Source organism: Streptosporangium lutulentum (genome assembly GCF_030811455.1).
Taxonomy (GTDB): Bacteria; Actinomycetota; Actinomycetes; order Streptosporangiales; family Streptosporangiaceae; genus Streptosporangium; species Streptosporangium lutulentum.
Genome location: NZ_JAUSQU010000001.1, coordinates 2,992,738 through 3,011,597 on the forward strand (window position 1 = coordinate 2,992,738; position 18,860 = coordinate 3,011,597).

Consider the following 18,860-nt stretch of genomic DNA (forward strand, 5'->3'; position numbering starts at 1 on the left):
ACTCCTGGCGTGCTGGGCCGGAATCTGCCCCACCTGCCGCCGAGCGTTACCCAGACACGCCCAGCCCGTCCCCACCTAACCAAGCCCTACTAGCGCGGCAGTCTGGGATCGAGTTCCCGGGCGAAATACGCCGAGGCGGCCTTCAGGATCTCGTTCGCCCGCCGCAACTCGCGATTCTCACGCTCGAGTTCGGTGATCCGCTGGGCGTCAGAAGTCGATGTCCCCGGGCGCTTCCCGCCATCGACCTCGGCCTGGCGCACCCAGGTCCGTAGCGCCTCGCGGTGCACCCCGAGCTGGTCTGCGACCCGGGCCAGCACGCCCGCCCCCTCACCGGCCGCACGCAGCTCGAAAACCATACGGACAGCGCGTTCCCGCAGCTCAGGGGCATACTTCCTCGGTGGTGCCATAACTCCTCACCCTTCCAGGTATCGGAGCCTCCAACTAACTCGGGGTGGCCCACTGTCATGCCGATGAGCCTGGCCAGCCACTGTTCGCCGAACATGGTGGCAAGCCGCGAGAACGGCGGACTCGAGGTGATCAAGGGGCGGATGTTCTCGACCTCGTAGTCTTCGAACTTGAGCCGCCCGATCACCATCAGGTTGAGCGCCAGCCCGAAACGAAGCGTTGAGGCCCCCACCATCTGGAGATTACCGACGGCTACGGGTTGCGTTGTCATACAGGTATCCCTTCGCATGGTGCGTCGCGAATGTCCTGCGCATGGTCAGTTTACGCCGGGCGGTGTTCACCCAGCGCGCTGAGCAGGACCTTGGACAGGTGGATTCGAGTGAGGCATCCGACTCGATCGGGCCCGTGGCGCTCGCCGGTCGAGATGAAACGTATTCGACCGGTGAGCGTCTCATTCGTCCACGATAAAAGCGGAATTCTTCGATACCCGTCAAAGTGTCTGGTGGGCGGTGGCCGCGCGCTCGCCTCGCCGGGAAGCGCCAGGAAAGACGCGGCCGGCAGCGGCGTTAGCCTCGATCTTTCGTGATCTTCGTGTGGTCGGCTGAAGCATTTGGCTGAGGCGTGATTTCGCTTCCTGGTCAGCGTGGTGGCCCGGCTGTCGCGCCGGGTGGGCGGGGTTCCACGAGCCCGTGGGTGTCCTTTCTTGGTCGGTGGAGCGGCTTGATGCTGGTCAGGGCGGTGCCGGCAGGGCTTGCAGGCGGGTGACGGCGGCGATGATCTGCGGTGCCCAGGGCCATCGGGCGGCGATGCGGAGCCGGAGCCGCCGGCCGCCGTGGACCAGGCGTCCGGCGACGGCGAACAGGCGCAGCCGCAAGCGTTTGGGCTCCCAGCGGCGGGCCGGGCCCTGCAGGGCGAGCATCTGCATCCAGGCCATGAGGTCGCCGGCCAACGCGACGATCTCGCACCACATCTGGTTCTGGGTGAAATCGTGCAGCGGCAGGTTGCGCAGGCCGGTGTCCTTGGCGCAGCGGATGCGGTCCTCGGCGCGGGCGCGGCGACGATGGCGCAGCTCCAGATCGGCGAGCTGGCCTTGCTTGGTGTTGGTGACGAAACAGGTGAAGCGGTGCCCGCCGGGGTCGGTGAAGCGCAGCCGCGCACCGGGGTGCGGGCGCTCCCTGCGGACGATGACGCGCATGCCCTTGGGCCAGGAGGTCAGGTTCGCCAGGCCGGTGATCTCGGCGACCCAGGCGCCTGCTCTGACCTGCCCCTCGGCGTCGTAGGCGGGTGTCCACGCGCTGGCGGGCAAGCGACCGATCGCGGCGCCGATGTCGTCGGTGATGGTGAAGCCGATGGAGTATTTCAACCACCGGCCTGGACGGGTCAGCCAGGTGAGGAACTCATGAGTGCCGCCGCCTGAGTCGGTGCGGATCAGAATCTGACGGCGTCGGGCCCGGGGCAGTTGGGCCAGGGCCAAGACGGTGGCGTTGATGTGGTCGGTGGCGGTGTTGGAGCCGGCGTTGCCCGCTCGCAGCACCAGGGCCAGTGGCTCACCGGCTCCGTCGGTGCCGTGGTCGGCGAAGGCGGTCATGGGGTGGAAGCCGAAGGTTTTCTTCCAGGTCGGGGTGGCGTTTTCCTTCTCAGAGTGGGCGATGACGATGGTGGCGTCCAGATCGATGGGGATCAGCTGGCCGTCGGCTCCGGGCGCGGCTGACGCGGCGAGGGTCCAGGCGTGTTCACGGGCGATGGCGCGTGCGCGTCGAATCGCTTTCAGGGCTTTGGCGGTGTCGGTGGCGAGCCGGTCGATCAGCCGGGAGACGGTCGGGTCAGAGGCGATGGGGCCGAACAGTTCCGGCTGAGAGCGCAGTATCGCGATGTCGGCCAGGCAGTCGCCTCCCAGGGCGAGGCTGACGGCGAGATCAGCGATGATCTTTCCGGGATCGTGGATCGCGCGGGCCGGTCGCCATCGTTGCAATTGCTCCGACAGGGCCTGGTCCAGGCCGGTGACGCGCAGCGTTTCCAGCAACAGCAGCGCGCCTGATTGGGAGATGAGCCCGGAGCCGTCGGCGGACATGACGATCTTGGGTCGCGAAGCGATAGTCTTCACGTGAAAAGTGCCTCTTGAGCTGGTGTGGACGGGACCTTAGACAAGTCCGATCATCCCAGTTCAAAGGCACTTTTCTCATGTAAACGATCAAGGCTGGCGATATTCACCGTGAAAGCCCGAGGTTAGCCGAGCGCCATCGCCCGCGGTTGCCGCGGATAAGGATCAGGCGGAGGCCCGGTGGCGTTCCGGCCCGCCGAGGGTGACCATGATCGGCCTGAGGCGACCACGCGCTGGAATCACACCTCACGTGACGGCCATCGTGTGGCGCGCCGCAGGCAGGAAACGTCACATGGCCCGCCCCGCAGGGTGGTGGTGCGACCCGCCTGCCGTCGCGTGACCGCCCCTGCGGTCGCTTTGACCGGTGTCGAAGGGTTTCGCCGGTAGCGTTGCCATCGCCTGGCCGCCCGCTGCCGGGAAGCTGGCGGCGGGGGTGCCGCGAGGTATATCCGATAGGCGAATGTCGGCCGATTCATTTGCCGGCGCGCTGCTGTTCACACAGAGGGGGTGAACGCCGTGGCCGTCATATCACGAGGATTCTCCGGGCGCCGCCGTGAGAACCAGCCGGACCTGCCACCAGGACAGTATCTCACCGAGGGGCTTCCCGGTCTTGTCGGCCGGTCCCACACCGCGCGTGCCCACCGAGGAGTGGGAGTTCACCATCACCACCGAGGCCGGCCGGGAACACCGGTGGGACTGGGCGGGGTTGCTCTCGCTGCCCCTTCAGCGGTTCACCACCGACCTGCACTGCGTCACCAAGTGGTCGAAGCTGGGCACGGTGTGGGAGGGCGTGTCGCTGGACGATCTTTTCGCCGAGGTGGAGAGCACCGCCGATTACGCGCTGACGCACTCCTATGGTGGCTACATCACGAACCTGCCGCTGGACGACCTGCTGGAAGGCCAGGCGTGGATCGCCGTCCGCTACGACGACGCCGACCTCGCTCCTGAGCACGGCGGGCCCGCACGGCTGCTCGTCCCGCATCTGTATCTGTGGAAAAGCGCCAAGTGGGTACGCGGCATCCAGCTACTGCACGACGACGAGCCGGGCTTTTGGGAGAGCGCCGGCTACCACAACTACGGAGACCCCTGGCGCGAGCACCGGTATTGGGGAGACTGACGCCGCCGGCAACGCCGGGGAGGTCGATTCGGCGGGTCGTCACCGCGAACCGCCACCGATTCCGTAAACATCACCGCACGCATTCTCCGGCGGACCGTCGCGGAGAAAAGAGCGACGTCTCAACGAGGAACGAACTCCTGCTCATGAGGACCTGAGCCACTACGGCTCGAACGGTCCTGGTCGTCGTCTTGTCACGTGCACAGGGCGCGATGAGTCATCCGAAAGGGGAAAATTCCATGACTGAGAATTTCGAGGGCCGCAAACTTATCGTGATCGGCGGCAGTAGCGGAATGGGCCGTGAAACGGCCGTCGAGGTCGTCGCACGCGGCGGCAGCGCCGTGATCATCGGCCGCGATGAAAAGCGCGTCGCCGAGACCGTCGCCGAGCTGTCAGCCACCAGGCAGGCATGGGGCATCACCGCGGACCTCGCAGACCGCGATCAGGTCGTGGCGGTGCAAAAGCAACTGGCCGACGAACACGACGACGCGACGCTGCTGGTCAACGCGGCAGGGTTCTTCATCCCCAAGCCCTTCCTCGACTACGGCGGCGCTGACTACGACGCCTACCTGGAGCTGAACCGAGCGACGTTCTTCCTGACGCAAACCATCGTCCGCGGCATGATCGCGGGCGGTAGCGGTGGGGCGATCGTCAACGTCGGCAGCATGTGGGCGCACCAAGCGATCGCGGCCACCCCGGCGACCGGTTACTCGATGGCCAAGGCCGGCCTGCACGCGCTGACGCACAATCTGGCCATCGAGCTGGCCGAGCACAACATCCGCGTCAACACGGTCGCACCCGCCGTCGTCGCCACCCCGCTCTACGAAGGGTTCATCGCGCCCGAGCAGATCGACGAGACGCTGCGGGGGTTCGACGGCTTCCACCCGATCGGCCGAGTCGGCACCGCCCGCGATGTCGCCGCGACCATCACCTTCCTGCTGTCTTCCGACACGAGCTGGGTGACCGGCGCCATCTGGAACGTCGACGGCGGCGTGATGGCCGGCCGCAACTAGCCGAGCCCTTCGGCCGCATCACCGTCACCGATGCGGCCGGACAACCACCGCGACCGGCACGTCACAGCACATCCTCCGCGCGTTCCGGTACCACCGGTACCGGAACGCGCGGAGGAACGATGTGTGTGAACACCTCCGAGACCGCGTCCCGGCTGCTGCGTGAGCCGTACCGGGTGACGCGAGAAGGATGCACCAGGGCTGGTTTTCCGGCTTGCCCGCTCGCAGACAACGGGAAATCGGGCATCGACGTCGCATCCAGCGAGCCGCTGCCGGCGAGGCTCTCCATCGATTGTTGGTCGGCCACGGCCGCACGACCGACATGGTGCGGTTGGTTATCAACGGTACAGAGCGGCCTCGGTCTCAGCGAATGGCACGCTCAGCGCGTTCACGCCTTCTTCAACTCGGTGGCCACGGTGTCGAGCAGTTCGTTCCAGGAGGCCGTGAACTTTGCCACGCCCTCGTCTTCCAGCACCCGCACCACATCGTCGTAGTCGACCCCGGTCTCCTTCAACGCGGCCATCACGTTCCGGGCGTCCTCATAGAACGGGCGGATCGTATCCCCGCTCACCTCGCCGTGGTCGGCGATCGCTTTCAGGGTCTTTTCCGGCATGGTGTTGACCGTGCCCGCGGCGATCAGATCATCCACATAAAGGGTGTCGGCGTAGGCGGGATTCTTGGTGCCGGTCGAGGCCCACAGCGGCCGCTGTGGATGGGCGCCGGCGGTACGCAGCGCCTCCCAGCGCGAGGTGCCCATCACCTCCTCGAACGCGGCGTAGGCGAGCCGGGCATTGGCCACGGCCGCCTTGCCCTTAAGCGCCGCGGCCTGCGCGGTGCCGATCGCATCCAGTCGTTTGTCGACCTCGGTGTCCACCCGGCTGACGAAGAACGATGCCACCGACTCGATCGCCGCGACCGGCAGGCCCTTGGCGTTGGCGGCCTCCAGCCCGGCCAGCCAGGCGTCCATGACCGCGCGGTAGCGCTGCAACGAAAAAATCAGTGTGACGTTGACGCTGATGCCCTCGGCCAGGCATGCGGTGATTGCCGGCAGGCCCTCGACGGTGGCCGGGATCTTGATGAACAGGTTGGGCCGGTCGACCAGCCACCACAGCACGCGCGCCTCGGCGATGGCCTTCTCGGTTTCTCTGGCCAGGCGGGGATCGACCTCGATCGAGACCCGGCCGTCCACGCCGGCCGAGGCCTCATAGGCCGGGCGCAATACATCGCACGCCCAGCGGATGTCGTAGGTGGTGATGGAACGCGCGGCCTCGCCCACGTCTACTGCGCGTATTTGCAGGTCGTGCAGCTGGGTTGTGTAGGCGTCGCCCTTGCTGAGCGCCAAGGCGAAGATCGTGGGGTTGGACGTCACGCCCACCACGCTGTGGTTTCGGACCAGATCGGCCAGGGTGCCGGTGCGCAGCCGATCCCGGTTGATGTCGTCCAGCCAGATCGAGACGCCGTGGCCGGAAAGTTTCTTGAGGATCTCACTCATGGTTGATTTCCCGTTCTTTTGCCCTGGTCGGCTCGTGGCCGGGCGAGGTCGGCGTTCGCTCGCTCAGCGGTGCGGCCGAACTGCCCGAACGGGAGCCGATGCGGTGAAGACACCGAAGCACCCCCGGTGGAGCGTTTCCCCGTCGTCATCGGCGAAACGCAGATGGGGGATTTCCGCCGGGTGAGGGTGAGTGCGGGTGGCTACGTGAGCGGCCGGGAGTGAGCGCCAGGCGCGACGGCGAACCTCCCACATCCGCCTCACGTTAAAGCCCCGACCCGGCTCGCGGCCGGTATCCGGCATGTTGGTTCGACGATGGTCAAAATAGGATGAATCTAAGGTAATCGCATGAAAGAACCACCAGCCGGGTGGGCACCTTCCCCGCATTCCCTTGGCGGAGACGTCGACATCGCCGCTGTCGGGGCTCTGGTCGCCGATCCGGCGCGATGCCGAATTCTCCTCGCGCTCGCCGACGGCCGATCTTTGCCGGCAAATCGTCTCGCCGCCGATGCCGAGTCAGCGCGGCCACGGCCAGCAGCCACCTCGGCAAGCTCACCGCGGCGGGCCTGCTCCTGGTCGAGGCCCGCGGGCGCTATGGACTCCAGCGAGCAGCGCCTTCATCTGTCCGGAGCACTCGGACGCGAGCCACTCAACCGCTTCATCGAACTGGGCTGGATCCAGCGCTCCGACGACAGCCGCGCCGTGATCATCACCCGGGCCGGCCGGCAGGGATTTGACGAGAGCTTCGGTATCGGCCCCGGCACATGACCATCCAGAATCGGAAGACATCACCATGAAGACCGTTCTCGCTGTCGTCTCGGTTTGGCCCGGATGTCGTCGAGAGCGCCCCGGGCGAGGGTGGAACCGACACCCCGCCGCCGAAACTCCGGCTCGACGATCGCGTGGGTGAACACGACCCTCGGACCCGCGTGCTCGTAGACGATCGCGCCGACCACCCGGTCGGCGATCAACACATCGTAGGTGCGTGCCTCGGTGTTCTCCTGCACGGTGATCTCGGCGGTCATGCCATGTTCCTTTCGCGTATCGAGGCCGTCAGCTCGCAGGTGGCGTCATCTTTCCTGGCGTAGCGAGCCGATCGGCAGGGTAGGCGCGAGCTGCTGCAGGGCCTCGATGAGGCGGGCGACGGCGGGCGCGGCCAGGCGGTAGTAGCGGTGGCGTCCACGGGCCTCGACGGCCAGAAGTCCCGCTTCGGTCAGTTTGCCCAGGTGGCTGCTGGCCGTGGCGGGGCTGACCCCGGCTTCGGTGGCCAGGCGGCCGGCGGGCAGGGCCCGGCCGTCCTTGAGGGCGAGCAGGATCCGGCATCGCCCGGGGTCGGCGACCAGAGAGCCGATCATCGCGATGTCGGTGTCTCCGCCCACCTGGAGTACGGATTCCGGCTGTCTCATATGGCCAGATTAAGCCTGTCTCTATTTGACGGTCATCGAAGCGTTTGGCCGTTAGCGTCGGGGTATGACAGCCGTTGCGAAGGCCGAGCGCCTCCTCAAGGGGAGGGATCGCGACCAGCCCGTGGCCTGGGGGCTACGGGCTGGTCGCGATTGTGGGCGTGCGCGTTTGCGCGGATCGAAAATGCGGCGTCAAGCGTCAAGATCGAGACGGCCGCGTCGTGACCCTTCGAGGTGCGATCTGCGGCGCCATACCGAGCAGTCGCCATACCGAGCAAAGGGACCTTTGCCATGAGTGATCACACGATGAGTGACCACACCCCGACGCCGAAACTGGTCACCGAGCATTCCGAGGAGATCCCGGGCTACACCTACGGCACCGGTGAGGCCGCCGTCTCACCGTTGACGCTGGAGGACCTGGAGCGGCTCAAGGCCGTGGTGGGGCTCACCCCCGACGACGAGCAGGCCCTGATCGAGGCCGCCCGGGTGCTGGCCGACCAGGCCGACGACATGGTCACCGCCTACCGCAAGCGGCTCGGCGAACTGCCGTTCATGCGCGCCTACTCCGGCTACCCCGACGGCACGCCCAACCCCGCCTACGGCGCCGCCTCCAAGCCACGCTTCGACCGGTTCATCATCGACGCCTGCACCCGGCCGCTGGATCAGGACTGGCTGAACTACCAGCACGAGATCGGGCTGCGCCACACCCGGGACAAGAAGAACAAAACCGACCACGCCGACTCCCTCGACCACATCCCGATGCGCTACCTGCTCGCCTTCACCGCCGTCGTCATCGCCACCGCCCGCGACTATCTCGCCGCCGGCGGCGCCTCGGCCGAACAGGTCGACCGCATGCACGCCGCCTTCACCAAGTCCGTGATGCTGCACGTCACCGTCTGGACCCGGCCTTATGTGGCCGCCGCCGACTGGTGAATGAACGCCTCAGAGCCGCATACCGGCCCCGTCACCGGGGGCACGGGCGAGGACCGGAACGCGGATCGCGCAGCAGCCGATCCGGCCGACCAGACAACCAGACACCCGAGAACGGGCGGTTGACCGCCTGAAGATCACTCAACAGGGGGAAGCGAAACCATGAACCGCAACCTGGCAACAGCCACAGCCCAGCGGAGGTCGAACGGCGCCGAGTGGATCGGCGGGGAGCCGTCGGTGCTGGTGTTCGACGTCAACGAGACACTGATCGACTTCGAGTCGATGAACCCGCTCTTCGAGAAGATCTTCGGTGACAAGCGGGTGATGCGCGAGTGGCTGGGTCACCTGATCATGTACTCGATGACCGTCACCCTGTCCGGTCTGTACGAGGGATACTTCACCCTGGGCCAGGGGCTGCTCAAGATGGTCGGCGACATCCACGGGGTGCGGGTCTCCGACGCCGACATCGAGGAGATCCGGCAGGCGATGCTGACCATGCCCGCCCACCCCGACGTGGAAGAGGGGCTGAGTCGGATGAAGGACGCGGGTTTTCGCCTGGTGACGCTGACGAACTCCCCGTCCAACCCCGGCGGGCAGAGCCCGCTGGAGCACGCCGGTCTCGCGCACTTCTTCGAGCGGCAGTTCACCATCGAGACCGTCCGCGCCTACAAACCCGCCCAGCAGGTCTACCACCTGGTGGCCCAGGAACTGGACGTTCCGCCGTCCAGCTGCTTCATGGTCGCCGCGCACGTCTGGGACACCGTGGGAGCGCAGAGCGCCGGCTACACCGCAGGTCTGGTCACCCGGCCGGGCAACGCGCCCCTGCCGGTCGCCTCCCTGCCGCAGCCCAACCTCATCGCGCCCGACCTCCCGGCCCTGGCCGGGCAACTCATCCAGGTATGGCGCTCCTGAGCCGCACGACGGCACCGACGCGGCCACCGGCGAAGGTCGCACGGGTCATCTCGAGACTCTGAACCGCTCCCATCGGGTTGCCCGCCGTGCGTGGCGATGGTGCGCACTCGAGCCGATGCGGCACCCGATGTTTCGAGCGGGCTCGAAGTATTACGACGCTAGCGTGGTCATACAGAGATAAGCCGCCGAAGCGGCAGCACATCGCACGCGCGCCGCTTTGACCGGTCACGGAGGAGGCATGCCGTCGACGGCCGCCTCACCAGATCCCGACCGAAGGAAGGAAGGCAGAGCCATGTCCGAACTGCGAGTGATCGCCCGCCTGACGATCTCCGCTGGGAATCAGGACAAGGTCCTGCCGTTGCTGAGGCAGATCACCGAGGCCGTCCGCAGCGAACCGGGCAACATCTCCTTCGTGCCCCACAGGCAACTCGACGACGACCGTGAGGTCGTCGTACTGGAACGGTATGTCTCACGCGAGGCGTTCGCCGCGCACCAGGCGGCACCGCACTTCCAGCGCATCGTCGTCGATCAGATCTTCCCGCTGCTGGATGAGCGCGTCGTGGAGTCCTACGACGTCGCCGAATGACCACGACGCCGGACGGCGACACAGGAGGAGTCATCATCAGCGCGTTCGAGCACCAGTACCGCTACCTCGCCGAGCGCGAGCCGGTCTTCGCGCGCCTGCTCGACGAGTACGGCCGGCCCGATCCCTTCGAGTGGCACGACGGCGGACGCACCGGATCGAGTCACTTCGCCGCGATGGCACTGCACATCATCGGACAGCAGATCTCCGCCACCGTGGCGTTCGTCGTCTTCGACCGGATCGCCGCGGCCACCGGCACCATCCCCTCCCCCGACGGCGTCATCGGGCTGGGCGGAGAACGGTTGCGTGCATGCGGCCTGTCCCGGGCCAAGGCGGCCTACATCCTGGACCTGGCCCAGCGGCAGAAAAGCGGGCTGATCGACATCGAGAACATGACCTCCCTCGACGACGATAAAGTGATCGCCGCGCTCACCGCGGTGCACGGCATCGGCCTGTGGTCGGCGCAGACATTCCTCATCCACCAGCTCCACCGGCCCGACGTCCTACCCGCCGGCGACGGCGGCGTCCGCCGCGCCATCCGCGAGGCCTGGAAGCTCGACGAACTGCCCGCCATAGGCCAGGTGCGCGACATGGCAACCGGATGGGCGCCATACCGGTCCTACGCGGCCGCGCTGCTGTGGCGATCCCTGCGGCCCGCCGGCGAACCCTCCGACCCCAAAGCCCGCGCCCTGAGCCGCGAGGCGAAGACGACCGGTTCACGCACATCATCGGCGGCACCGCCGCCGCGGTCTCATCCGGGGCAGGCGTGATGGGCCGCCACTTGGACGAACCACAGCACACCGCGATAACCACACGTCTTCCCCGGACTCCCCGGGCGAGCGCATCATCGAGTGGCCCGTATCGGGTGAAGAAGAGAGCAGTGATGAAAAGGGAAATCATCCGGGTCGAGCCCTTGTCAACCTATCTGGAACGATGGAAGGCGCCGACCTCGGCCGTCACCCGAAGCGGCGACACCCTTTATGTGTCGGGCTTTCCCCCGTTCGACCCCGACACCGGAGAGGTCGTCCAGGGCGCCTCCATCGAACGCCAGACCGAGCTTGTCTTGGAGCAGATGAAACTCTGCCTGGAGACGGCCGGGTCATCGCTGAACAACGTGCTCAAATGCAACGTGTACTGCACCTCGGTCGAGAAATTCGCCGCGGTCAACGCGATCTACGCGCGGTACTTCCCCACCGCTCCACCCGCCCGGATCTTCGTGGCCGTTCCCGCCTGGCCGGGAACCTTCGACATCGAGATCGACTGCGTCGCCGCGGTGTGCTGAGCTGGACCCTGGACCCTGGACGCCGAGACCGCCACGGCATCGCTCTGGCGGTCTCGGGGGTCAACGACTGCGCCTACTGCCGATCAGCCCACTACTACGCCGCCGCGACCTTCTGCCACATGCTGGCTAGCGAAATCGCGCGGTGCGCCCGCGGCCGATCAAGCAATGACAAACGACAAGCCGCGGTCAGCTTCGCCAAGAAGGTGACCGAAACCCGAGGCAAGGTAGCCGACGCCGATCTCGCAGCTGTACGACAGGCCGGCCACACCGACTCGCAGATCATCGAGACCGTCAGCCTGTCCGCCCAGTTTCTGCCGACGAACTTCATCAACAACGTCGCCCGGACCGACCTCGGCTTCCCGGCTCCCCCGGCCGCCGAGATCGGCTGAATTTCTCGCCGGCTCACCCGGTGAACTCCTCACCCGCCCATAACGAACGCTCCTATGAGAACGCAGCCCGCGGGAAACCGCAGCGCGATCTGTCCCCCAGGCAGAGGAGCTCAGCATTCTTTACAGGCGAAGGGCTCAAGCGCTCTTGAGGCGGCTGCGGTAGGCGCGCTGAGACACCTGGGACGTACACCCTGTGTGCGAGTAAAACCCCGCGCAGTTGCGGGTCTCATCGAAGAAACCCGCAGGACAGGAGAGGTTCTTGCCTATCTTCATCCGAAACCAGGCGCCACGGAAGGCGAGGTCGGCGGCGGCGAACAGGGCACCGAAGGCCCCGAGAACGCCAGCCTGAGATGGCACGAGAATGCAGCCTTCTGCCGGCGACGATTAGAAAAAGCACCAGTGCCGGGGACGTCCGCGCACGGCGCCGGGAAAGCAGGCCTCGCCGATCTACCTGACGTCCGGCCCAGGGCCGAAGCGTTCTCATGTTGTGAGACCGAGTAGCTGAAGGCCGTCCGTGGGGTGGCTGCGGTAGTGGTCGATGGCGGCGGCGATGTTGGTCCAGCCGATCAAGCGGGCCAGGCCGATGGCCAGGTTACGCAGGCTCGCCATGACCCGTGGGGCGGTGCCGGTCCGAACGCGTGAGGCGTCTTCGCGGTAGGTGACGTCGCGGATGTGGTGCAGGGCCTCGATACTCCAGTGGCCGCGGATCAGTGTGGCGAGGTGGGCGTGGGTGACGCGGCCGGGCGGCAGGCTGGTGATCGCGTAGATCGTGACGATGGTGGTTTTGCCGGTGCGGCGGTCGGTGCGGCGGCGTTTGACCTGGATGGCCTGGGCGGCGTGGGGGAAGGGCAGGCCGGGCCGGACGGTGCAGATCTTCAGGCGGCGGATCTCGCGGCGGCCGTGGCCGCGGGTATCGGTGCGGTCGTTGAGCAGGGCGTGGCGCCAGGGCAGAGCCTTGAGCCGGCGGTGCAAGGTGGGCTGGTTGCCTTTGACGATGAATAGGTAATGGCCGCCGGAGTCGATGATCTGGCGGGCATGGGCGTGCTGGGTATGCAGGGCGTCGGCGGTGACTACCACGTCGGACAGGTCCAGGCCGGACAGCAGGGGCGCAACTGCAGGGATCTCGTTGCTCTTGGCGGTGACCTGGCGTTGGGCGACGACGGTCTGGGTGTCGTGGCGCAAGGCGGCCAGCAGGTGCACCGTGCCGTTGGCGGTGCGACTGCCGCGTAGGGTCTTGCCGTCGATGGCCAGGCCGGTCAGCGGTGGTCGGCTTTCGGGGTGGTCGGTGGCGGGCGGGCCGTCGGCGGCGAGGGTGGCCAGGTAGGTGCCGGTCGCGGTGTCGAAGGCGTCGCCGTCCAGGCGGGCGAGTAGTCGCCGCAGGGTGCTGGCGGCCAGGCGAACGGTGCCGGGGAGCCCGGCACGAGACAGGATGTCCGGGTCGTATCCGTGGATGGATCTGTTGATCGCCGCTATGGAGGTGGCTCCGCTGAGTACGGCGAGCAGGGTTAGGGCCAGCAGTGGGCCGAGTCGGTAGCGACGTCCGCGGTGGCTGCGTGGGTCGGGCAGGGTGCCCAGTACCTCGGCCAGCGCGGGCAGATCGGTCGATGGGTCGAAAGCGGGGACGTGCTCCAAGTGGCGGGCGAGCACGTTGATCGGGAATGATGGCACGCGAACGCGGCCCCTGTTCTTGATCGACTGGCTAGACACCGACGATCATCAGGGGTCGCGTTTGTCATCTCCGCATCGGGGTGGCCTCTACTGCCAGCCCGCTGCAGGGCTGCGACCGTCTCAGCAGCCGAGAACGCCTCAGCCTTGCACCTGCGGCGGGGATTTATCGATGAACCGGTAGGAATTGAGCGTCTCCAGCACCGCATGGCGCTCATCACGCGACAGCGCGTTGGGCGGGGCCGGCCGCGGCGCGGCCACCGGGGCGGGCCGGGGATTGCGCCGCCGAGTGCAGTGTCGCCCGCGAGATACCGGTCAGCCGGCAGGCGTTCGTGGTGTCGAGCATCCGCTCCAGCTGCTCGAACGCCTCGTTGATCACGCGTCCGGCTTCGCCGGCGTGCTGGGCTCCTCGCTCTCGGACAGCAGTTCCAAGAGCTCGTGTGCTTTTCCCAAGATCGCCAGCGCCTTCTTGGTCCTGGCCAGCTCCGCGGCGAGCTTCTCATTCTCCCGCCGCAGCTTGTCGGCTTCCTTCTCCGCCGGGCTCTTGGCGTCTTTGCGCACCGGCGGCTTGGGCTCCAGCGCCTGCAGGGCCCCGTGGTCGCGGGCCAGCCGCCAGTCCAGGATGTGCGTGGAATACAGCCCCTCGCGGCGCAGCAGCGCACCCTTGGCGCCCGGCTCGGTCAACGCGTCGTACTCGGCCACGATCCGCAGTTTGTAGTCCGCGCTGAACCTCCGCCGCCTGGGCCGCTCGGCCCGCGGCCCTTCCGGCTCCGAACTCACACTTCCATCATCACGCACGCCGGCACCCAGGTCGGCAGCAGTCAAAGTCACGATCGTCAACGGTCCTGTCTCGCCCTATTCGAAGCTCAGAAGGGTACTTCATCCCCATGTCTCACCCGAGCCTGCCAAAGAGGGAACCGGCAACGACCCCATCGCCACGGACGGCTCTTGGCCCTACGCTCATCCAGCTGAGTACGAATACTCACGCGCCGTTCTGGCGGCCTTTATACGCTTCGATCATGTTTCTGAAGCTGGCCACCACCGGACAGTGGCTCGAGTGGACAGCCGCCGTCGCGGCGGTCGCAGCCGCCGCTGGCCTCTGGCTCTGGTGGACGGCCCCTTGGGACAACGGCAACGACCGCTGGAAACTGGTGGCCGCCCAGTCATCGGTCACCTACGGACAGGTCATCGCCACCGGCGAGCACGACGCCTGGGCTTTCGGCTGGGACATCCTCGGCATCGGCGCCTGGCTTCCGATGGTCGACGGCCCGCACCGTCCCACAGCCTTCCACTGGGACGGCGACCGCTGGACGAAAAGCGACTTCCTGGGCAAACTCGGCGGCATCGGCCCGGTCGCCGCGTCCGCCCCCTCCAACGTGTGGGCCCTGGCCGGCGAGGACAACACCTCCGTCCTGCGCTGGGACGGACGCGCCTGGACGATCGTACAGAAGCTGCCCGCTACGGCCGGGAGCCTCGCCGTCACCGCTGACAACGACGTGTGGGTCTTCGGCGACCACACGGCCTGGCACTACAACGGCGCCACCTGGTCCGAACAGAGTGTCTCCTTCCGCGCCTTCCGGGTCAACGCCCGCTCCGCCTCCGACATCTGGGCCCTCGACGGCGACGCCCCCTGGGTGCACCACTTCGACGGCAAAGTCTGGACTCGGGTCAACCTGACCGCGGCGCTACCGAAGGCCCCGCCCCCGTCCGACGATTCCCCGCCCGACCCGACCGGCCCTCGGCTGACCGCCATCACCGCCGATCCGTCCGGCATCTGGATCACCGGGGAGATCGGGGCGTCGTCGTTCCTGCTCTACCAGACCGGTTCCGGCTGGCGCAGCGAGGACACTTCCGCGAAGGCCGGTCGCATGGTCCGTGACCTCCCACCTGTCCCCGACGGCAGGGGCGGCCACTGGTTTCTCGGCTCCACCGACATCAACGGTTACGACTCCGCCCTCGCCCACCGCGACCCCTCCGGCCACTGGACCAGCGTTCCATCCGGCGGTGAACTGACCTCGCTGTCGGCCGTCCCCGGCGGCCCGCTCCTGGCCACCGGAGTGATCGGCAAAGCTTCAGGCGTCTTCCGCAACCTTCCCTGAAGAGCACCCTGCAGAAGCAACCAGTCGGACATGACTTGACAGGTTAGGCAGATCGGATGTCTGCGATCTTCGCGTTCGTAGCGCGACGCTCTATCCACTGAGCCACACGGGCGTTGAGGCGAAGCTACTGGGTCACCCCGACAGCCTCACCCCGGTAACGCGACGCCCGAGCACCCATCTAGGCAGGCGAACCACGCCAGCGGCTCGCACCGGACCTGAACCGAGAACGGAAGCTGCTGGCTGGCCGCCTAACCGGTGGCGCTCCGGACGCTACCGGCCTTCGGGGAGGATCGGGCTGGGTGTCTCATTCAATCTGAGGCATTCGGCGTTTTGTCTCACGTATCTGAGGCATGATCGTCGTTCTTGCTTCACTGCGAGCAACCTGTGTAGAGACATCAGCGCTGCTCAGAGCTTCACCAGGGTGGCTACTGCGGCGGTTCCGCGGGCGGCTCAGCGGCCGTCCGGCGCTCGCGTTCCTGCTGCAGGCGCTCTTTCAGGTGGACGGGTGCCAGAGGCAGCCGCTGGAGCCGGGTGAGTGGTGCGTCCTCGTCGTTCTGGGCGAGGAGCAGCAGGTTGTCGGCGAGCCGGGTGAGCCTTCTGGTCTCCTCCGCGGCACCTGCCACCGCCAGGGTGAGTTCGGCCCTGCTGCGGCCGGGCCGGGTGGCGAGGTCGAGCTCCGCCTGCAGTACGGCGAGCGGACTGCGCAGTTCGTGCCCGGCCTCGGCGACGAAACGGCGTTGCCGCCACAACGAGGACTGCAGGCGGGCGAGCAGGTCGTTGAAGGTCAGGGCGAGCGCGGCGATCTCGTCTCGGGTGCGCGGCACGTCGAGGCGGGCCGCCGGGTCGCGGACGTGCATGTCCGACGCCGTCCGGCGCATCCGCTCCACCGGGCGCAGGGCCGTACCCGCCAGCAGCCAGACGCCGGCCGCGCCGAGGAGGGCCAGGCCGGTCGCGCCCACCGCCAGATCCTGGCGCACCCGGGCCAGCGCGGCCGTCGCCGGCTCCAGCGAGCCGCCGACCAGGACCACCCAGACGCCGGAGGAGCGGGCCACCGTCTGGGTGAGAAGCCGTAGCGGTTCGCCGTTGAGATCCCGGGTGAGGTGGCCGGGGGCGCGCCGGGCGGTATCCAGCTCGGCGGGGGTGAGCAGCGGTCTGCCTCCGATGGATTCGGACGCCACGGCCAGGGCTCCGCCCGGGGTGAAGACCTGGGTGAACGTGGCTCGCGATGAACTGATCCGTTCCGGCTCGTCCTGGAAGTCGAGGGCGGCGCCGTTCTCGGACACGATCTGGGTGACCTCCTCCGCCCGGCTCTCCAGGGCGGCGTCCATGGAGGCGATCAGGCCGGTCTGCATCTGTCGTTCGAACACCACCTCCCCGCCCGCGGCAAGAAGGATCGTGGCGAGAAGGTAGGCCAGCAGCAGCCGGATCCGGATCGGCACGCTAACTCCCGCACGGATCGCGCAACCGGTAACCGGCGCCGCGCACGGTCTCCAGATCGGCGCGTGCGAACGGCCGGTCGATCTTCCGTCGCAGCAGCCCGACGTACTGGTCGACGACGTTCGACACGTTGTCGTAGGCGAAGTCCCACACGTGCTCCAGGATCTGGGTGCGGCTCAGCACTACGCCGGGGTGCCGCAGGAATAGCTCCAGGACCGCGAACTCCTTGGCCGCGAGCTCGATCTCCGTCTCGCCGCGCCACGCGCGCCGTGACGCCGGATCCAGTCGCAGGTCCCCGACCTGGAGCACCGCGGGCCGCTCGTGGGCGCCACGCCGGATCAGGGCGCGGATGCGGGCCGCCAACTCGGGGAAGCTGAACGGTTTGGCCAGGTAGTCGTCGGCTCCGGCGTCCAGGCCTTGGACCCGGTCCGCCACGGCGTCGAGGGCGGTCAGCATCAGCACCGGCGCCCACCGCTCGGCGGCGCGCAGACGCCTGCAGACCTCGAATCCGTCGAATCCGGGGAGCATCACATCCAGCACGATCGCGTCGTAGTCGTGTTCGGTCGCCCGCCACAGGGCGTCCTCGCTGTGGGTGGCCACATCGACCGCGTAGCCCTCTTCTGTCAGACCGCGCCGTAGGAGAACGGCCATCTGCGCGTTGTCCTCGACGACCAGTAAGCGCACGTCACACCTTCCCTACATCTATGCGTGGCTAGCGTCGCCACACGTCAGCGACATCACGAAGGGAAGTAACCGCACTATGAGAAAGACCCCGATCACCGTAGGCGCCCTGATCACTGCCTCGATCCTCACCCTGGGGGTCGGTTTCGGCGCCGCCTCGTCCGCGGCGGCGCAATCCCCCGCCGGCACTGCCGTGACCGGCACCCGGCTCCATCCGGTCCAGGTGGCGCCCACGCCCGATCCCGCGGACTCGACCGAACCCGCGGAATCCGCGGAGCCCAAGGGCGACACCTCCGAGGGAGCAACCGAACAGGGCGAGACGGGCGAGCAGGCGGACTCGACCGAACCCGCGGAGTCGGCCGAGCCCAAGGGCGACACCTCCGAGGGAGCGACCGAGCAGAGCGAGACGGCGGACGGCACGAACCAGAAGGGCGAAGCGGGCGAGCAGGAGGACAGCACCGCCCAGGACGCCACTCCCGAAGGCTCCGCAGGGTAGGACGTCACCCCTCGGTGCCGGTCTGACGGTGAGACCGGCACCGGGAAAAAGCCCCGATCCTTCCACCGGCCGCCGGTCTTTCCCGGCGACCCTGGATCGAGCGGTGCACCCGGTGGCCGGATTGCGGCGCCGGGTGCACCCGCGCGGCGCATCACCGCGAACCCTCCGTGGCCGCGGAATGCTCCTGGCCGTCGCCGGGGGAACGTGCCAGACACCGCCGCCACAACGCGATCACTGTGAGAGCTCCAGCAGGCGCGACCAGGAGGGAACCGATCACGTCGCTCGGATAGTGCACCCCGAGATAGAGCCGGGCCAGTGCCTGCGCCGTCACCAGGACCACGCCCACGATCACCACCGGACGGAACCAGCGACTGCCGTAGGCGAGGACACCGAGGGCCATGACCATGGACACCGTGATGGACACGTGCCCGCTGGGATAGCTGTCGTGGCCGTACTGGAGAACGAGCTGGTGGTCGAGGGGCGGACGTGGCCGGGCCACCACCGCTTTGAAGATCGAATTGGCGCCCCAGCCCGCTGCGATCACCGAGGCCGTGACCACGGCGGTGCGGCCCCGTCCGACCGCGATCAGCACGGCCGCGAGCAACGCGATGAGGCAGATCGCCGCCATCGTGGAGAAGGCGAGGTCGAGCCCCCGGGCGATCACCGTCAGCCATGGCGTGCGGACGGTTTGCACCATCTCGTCGAGGCGGAGGTCGGTGCGTGTCCAGCCCGGTGCCCTGGAGAGTGTGCCCAGGGCGGCGGCGGGAACCAGCAGCAGGACGGGCAGGCGGAGCGCTCCGAAGATCGAGGGAGCGGACGCTCTCTCCCGGTGGCCGGCTGTCTGGGGCTGCTTCATGAGGTATC

General features: G+C 67.6%; 22 protein-coding genes and 1 pseudogene. 11 read left to right on the top strand and 12 right to left on the bottom strand.

The genetic code is table 11. The features are described from left to right. Nucleotides 1–122: 122 nt before the first annotated feature. Nucleotides 123–407 (bottom strand): annotated as a pseudogene (locus J2853_RS13340) (transposase); the annotation flags it as partial. A 728-nt stretch (nucleotides 408–1,135) separates the two neighbouring features. After that, nucleotides 1,136–2,509, bottom strand: coding sequence for an IS1380 family transposase (locus J2853_RS13345; protein WP_307556262.1), 1,374 nt, complete (start codon nucleotides 2,507–2,509; stop codon nucleotides 1,136–1,138). 631 nt (nucleotides 2,510–3,140) lie between these two features. On the opposite strand from J2853_RS13345, the gene J2853_RS13350 reads away from it, so the two are divergent. Beyond that, nucleotides 3,141–3,623, top strand: coding sequence for a molybdopterin-dependent oxidoreductase (locus J2853_RS13350; RefSeq protein WP_307557785.1), 483 nt, complete (start codon nucleotides 3,141–3,143; stop codon nucleotides 3,621–3,623). A gap of 236 nt (nucleotides 3,624–3,859) precedes the next feature. Continuing rightward, nucleotides 3,860–4,633 (top strand): SDR family NAD(P)-dependent oxidoreductase, encoded by a 774-nt coding sequence (locus J2853_RS13355; protein ID WP_307557787.1) that lies wholly within the window; start codon nucleotides 3,860–3,862, stop codon nucleotides 4,631–4,633. 61 nt (nucleotides 4,634–4,694) lie between these two features. Here the strand turns inward: J2853_RS13355 and J2853_RS13360 are convergent, their stop codons facing one another. Continuing rightward, nucleotides 4,695–4,937 carry a hypothetical protein gene (locus J2853_RS13360; protein WP_307557789.1) on the bottom strand — a complete coding sequence of 81 codons (243 nt, stop codon included), beginning with the start codon at nucleotides 4,935–4,937 and terminating at the stop codon, nucleotides 4,695–4,697. 81 nt (nucleotides 4,938–5,018) lie between these two features. Beyond that, nucleotides 5,019–6,122 carry a transaldolase gene (tal, locus tag J2853_RS13365; protein ID WP_307557791.1) on the bottom strand — a complete coding sequence of 368 codons (1,104 nt, stop codon included), beginning with the start codon at nucleotides 6,120–6,122 and terminating at the stop codon, nucleotides 5,019–5,021. 591 nt (nucleotides 6,123–6,713) lie between these two features. Here tal and J2853_RS13370 point away from each other — a divergent pair. Further along, nucleotides 6,714–6,887: a hypothetical protein gene (locus tag J2853_RS13370; protein ID WP_307557793.1), complete on the top strand. Its 174-nt coding sequence runs from the start codon at nucleotides 6,714–6,716 to the stop codon at nucleotides 6,885–6,887. Between the two features lie 20 nt (nucleotides 6,888–6,907). Here J2853_RS13370 and J2853_RS13375 read toward each other — a convergent pair whose 3' ends face one another. Beyond that, entirely contained in the window at nucleotides 6,908–7,144 is a 237-nt protein-coding gene (locus tag J2853_RS13375; protein ID WP_307557794.1) for a GNAT family N-acetyltransferase, read from the bottom strand. Nucleotides 7,145–7,189: 45 nt separating this feature from the next. Next, nucleotides 7,190–7,525, bottom strand: a complete 336-nt coding sequence (locus J2853_RS13380) for an ArsR/SmtB family transcription factor (RefSeq protein ID WP_307557796.1) — start codon at nucleotides 7,523–7,525, stop codon at nucleotides 7,190–7,192. A 288-nt stretch (nucleotides 7,526–7,813) separates the two neighbouring features. On the opposite strand from J2853_RS13380, the gene J2853_RS13385 reads away from it, so the two are divergent. From J2853_RS13385 to J2853_RS13410, 6 genes are all read left to right on the top strand, one after another. Next, the gene (locus tag J2853_RS13385) at nucleotides 7,814–8,455 is read left to right on the top strand and encodes a protoglobin domain-containing protein (protein WP_307557798.1); all 642 of its coding nucleotides are present in this window, start codon (nucleotides 7,814–7,816) and stop codon (nucleotides 8,453–8,455) included. A 159-nt stretch (nucleotides 8,456–8,614) separates the two neighbouring features. After that, nucleotides 8,615–9,364 carry a haloacid dehalogenase type II gene (locus J2853_RS13390; protein ID WP_307557799.1) on the top strand — a complete coding sequence of 250 codons (750 nt, stop codon included), beginning with the start codon at nucleotides 8,615–8,617 and terminating at the stop codon, nucleotides 9,362–9,364. Between the two features lie 292 nt (nucleotides 9,365–9,656). Next, a complete protein-coding gene (locus J2853_RS13395; RefSeq protein WP_307557800.1) occupies nucleotides 9,657–9,950 on the top strand; it encodes a putative quinol monooxygenase in 294 nt (97 codons plus the stop codon). Continuing rightward, nucleotides 9,947–10,717: a DNA-3-methyladenine glycosylase family protein gene (locus J2853_RS13400; protein ID WP_307557802.1), complete on the top strand. Its 771-nt coding sequence runs from the start codon at nucleotides 9,947–9,949 to the stop codon at nucleotides 10,715–10,717. Before J2853_RS13395 ends, J2853_RS13400 begins: the two co-directional genes overlap by 4 nt. A 113-nt stretch (nucleotides 10,718–10,830) precedes the next feature. Beyond that, nucleotides 10,831–11,229 (top strand): RidA family protein, encoded by a 399-nt coding sequence (locus tag J2853_RS13405; protein WP_307557804.1) that lies wholly within the window; start codon nucleotides 10,831–10,833, stop codon nucleotides 11,227–11,229. Beyond that, the gene (locus J2853_RS13410; protein WP_307557806.1) at nucleotides 11,223–11,618 is read left to right on the top strand and encodes a carboxymuconolactone decarboxylase family protein; all 396 of its coding nucleotides are present in this window, start codon (nucleotides 11,223–11,225) and stop codon (nucleotides 11,616–11,618) included. The genes J2853_RS13405 and J2853_RS13410 overlap by 7 nt, the downstream gene beginning before the upstream one ends. Nucleotides 11,619–12,098: 480 nt before the next feature. On the opposite strand, the gene J2853_RS13415 is transcribed toward J2853_RS13410, so the two are convergent. From J2853_RS13415 to J2853_RS13425, 3 genes are all read right to left on the bottom strand, one after another. Beyond that, the gene (locus tag J2853_RS13415) at nucleotides 12,099–13,286 is read right to left on the bottom strand and encodes an ISAs1 family transposase (protein WP_307557808.1); all 1,188 of its coding nucleotides are present in this window, start codon (nucleotides 13,284–13,286) and stop codon (nucleotides 12,099–12,101) included. A gap of 214 nt (nucleotides 13,287–13,500) precedes the next feature. Then, nucleotides 13,501–13,662, bottom strand: coding sequence for a hypothetical protein (locus J2853_RS13420; RefSeq protein ID WP_307557810.1), 162 nt, complete (start codon nucleotides 13,660–13,662; stop codon nucleotides 13,501–13,503). Continuing rightward, complete coding sequence (locus tag J2853_RS13425) at nucleotides 13,659–14,063, bottom strand: hypothetical protein (protein ID WP_307557811.1); 405 nt, start codon at nucleotides 14,061–14,063, stop codon at nucleotides 13,659–13,661. Before J2853_RS13425 ends, J2853_RS13420 begins: the two co-directional genes overlap by 4 nt. Before the next feature lie 239 nt (nucleotides 14,064–14,302). Here J2853_RS13425 and J2853_RS13430 point away from each other — a divergent pair, with 239 nt between their 5' ends. Further along, nucleotides 14,303–15,382 carry a hypothetical protein gene (locus J2853_RS13430; protein WP_307557813.1) on the top strand — a complete coding sequence of 360 codons (1,080 nt, stop codon included), beginning with the start codon at nucleotides 14,303–14,305 and terminating at the stop codon, nucleotides 15,380–15,382. Nucleotides 15,383–15,807: 425 nt separating this feature from the next. On the opposite strand, the gene J2853_RS13435 is transcribed toward J2853_RS13430, so the two are convergent. Both J2853_RS13435 and J2853_RS13440 read right to left on the bottom strand, forming a co-directional pair. Further along, nucleotides 15,808–16,821 carry a histidine kinase dimerization/phospho-acceptor domain-containing protein gene (locus J2853_RS13435; protein WP_307557815.1) on the bottom strand — a complete coding sequence of 338 codons (1,014 nt, stop codon included), beginning with the start codon at nucleotides 16,819–16,821 and terminating at the stop codon, nucleotides 15,808–15,810. A 1-nt stretch (nucleotide 16,822) separates the two neighbouring features. After that, nucleotides 16,823–17,503 (bottom strand): response regulator transcription factor, encoded by a 681-nt coding sequence (locus J2853_RS13440; RefSeq protein WP_307557817.1) that lies wholly within the window; start codon nucleotides 17,501–17,503, stop codon nucleotides 16,823–16,825. A 76-nt stretch (nucleotides 17,504–17,579) separates the two neighbouring features. Between J2853_RS13440 and J2853_RS13445 the strand changes: the two genes are divergently transcribed. After that, the gene (locus J2853_RS13445; protein ID WP_307557819.1) at nucleotides 17,580–17,996 is read left to right on the top strand and encodes a hypothetical protein; all 417 of its coding nucleotides are present in this window, start codon (nucleotides 17,580–17,582) and stop codon (nucleotides 17,994–17,996) included. A gap of 151 nt (nucleotides 17,997–18,147) precedes the next feature. Here the strand turns inward: J2853_RS13445 and J2853_RS13450 are convergent, their stop codons facing one another. Then, entirely contained in the window at nucleotides 18,148–18,852 is a 705-nt protein-coding gene (locus tag J2853_RS13450) for a phosphatase PAP2 family protein (RefSeq protein ID WP_307557821.1), read from the bottom strand. Nucleotides 18,853–18,860: the final 8 nt, after the last annotated feature.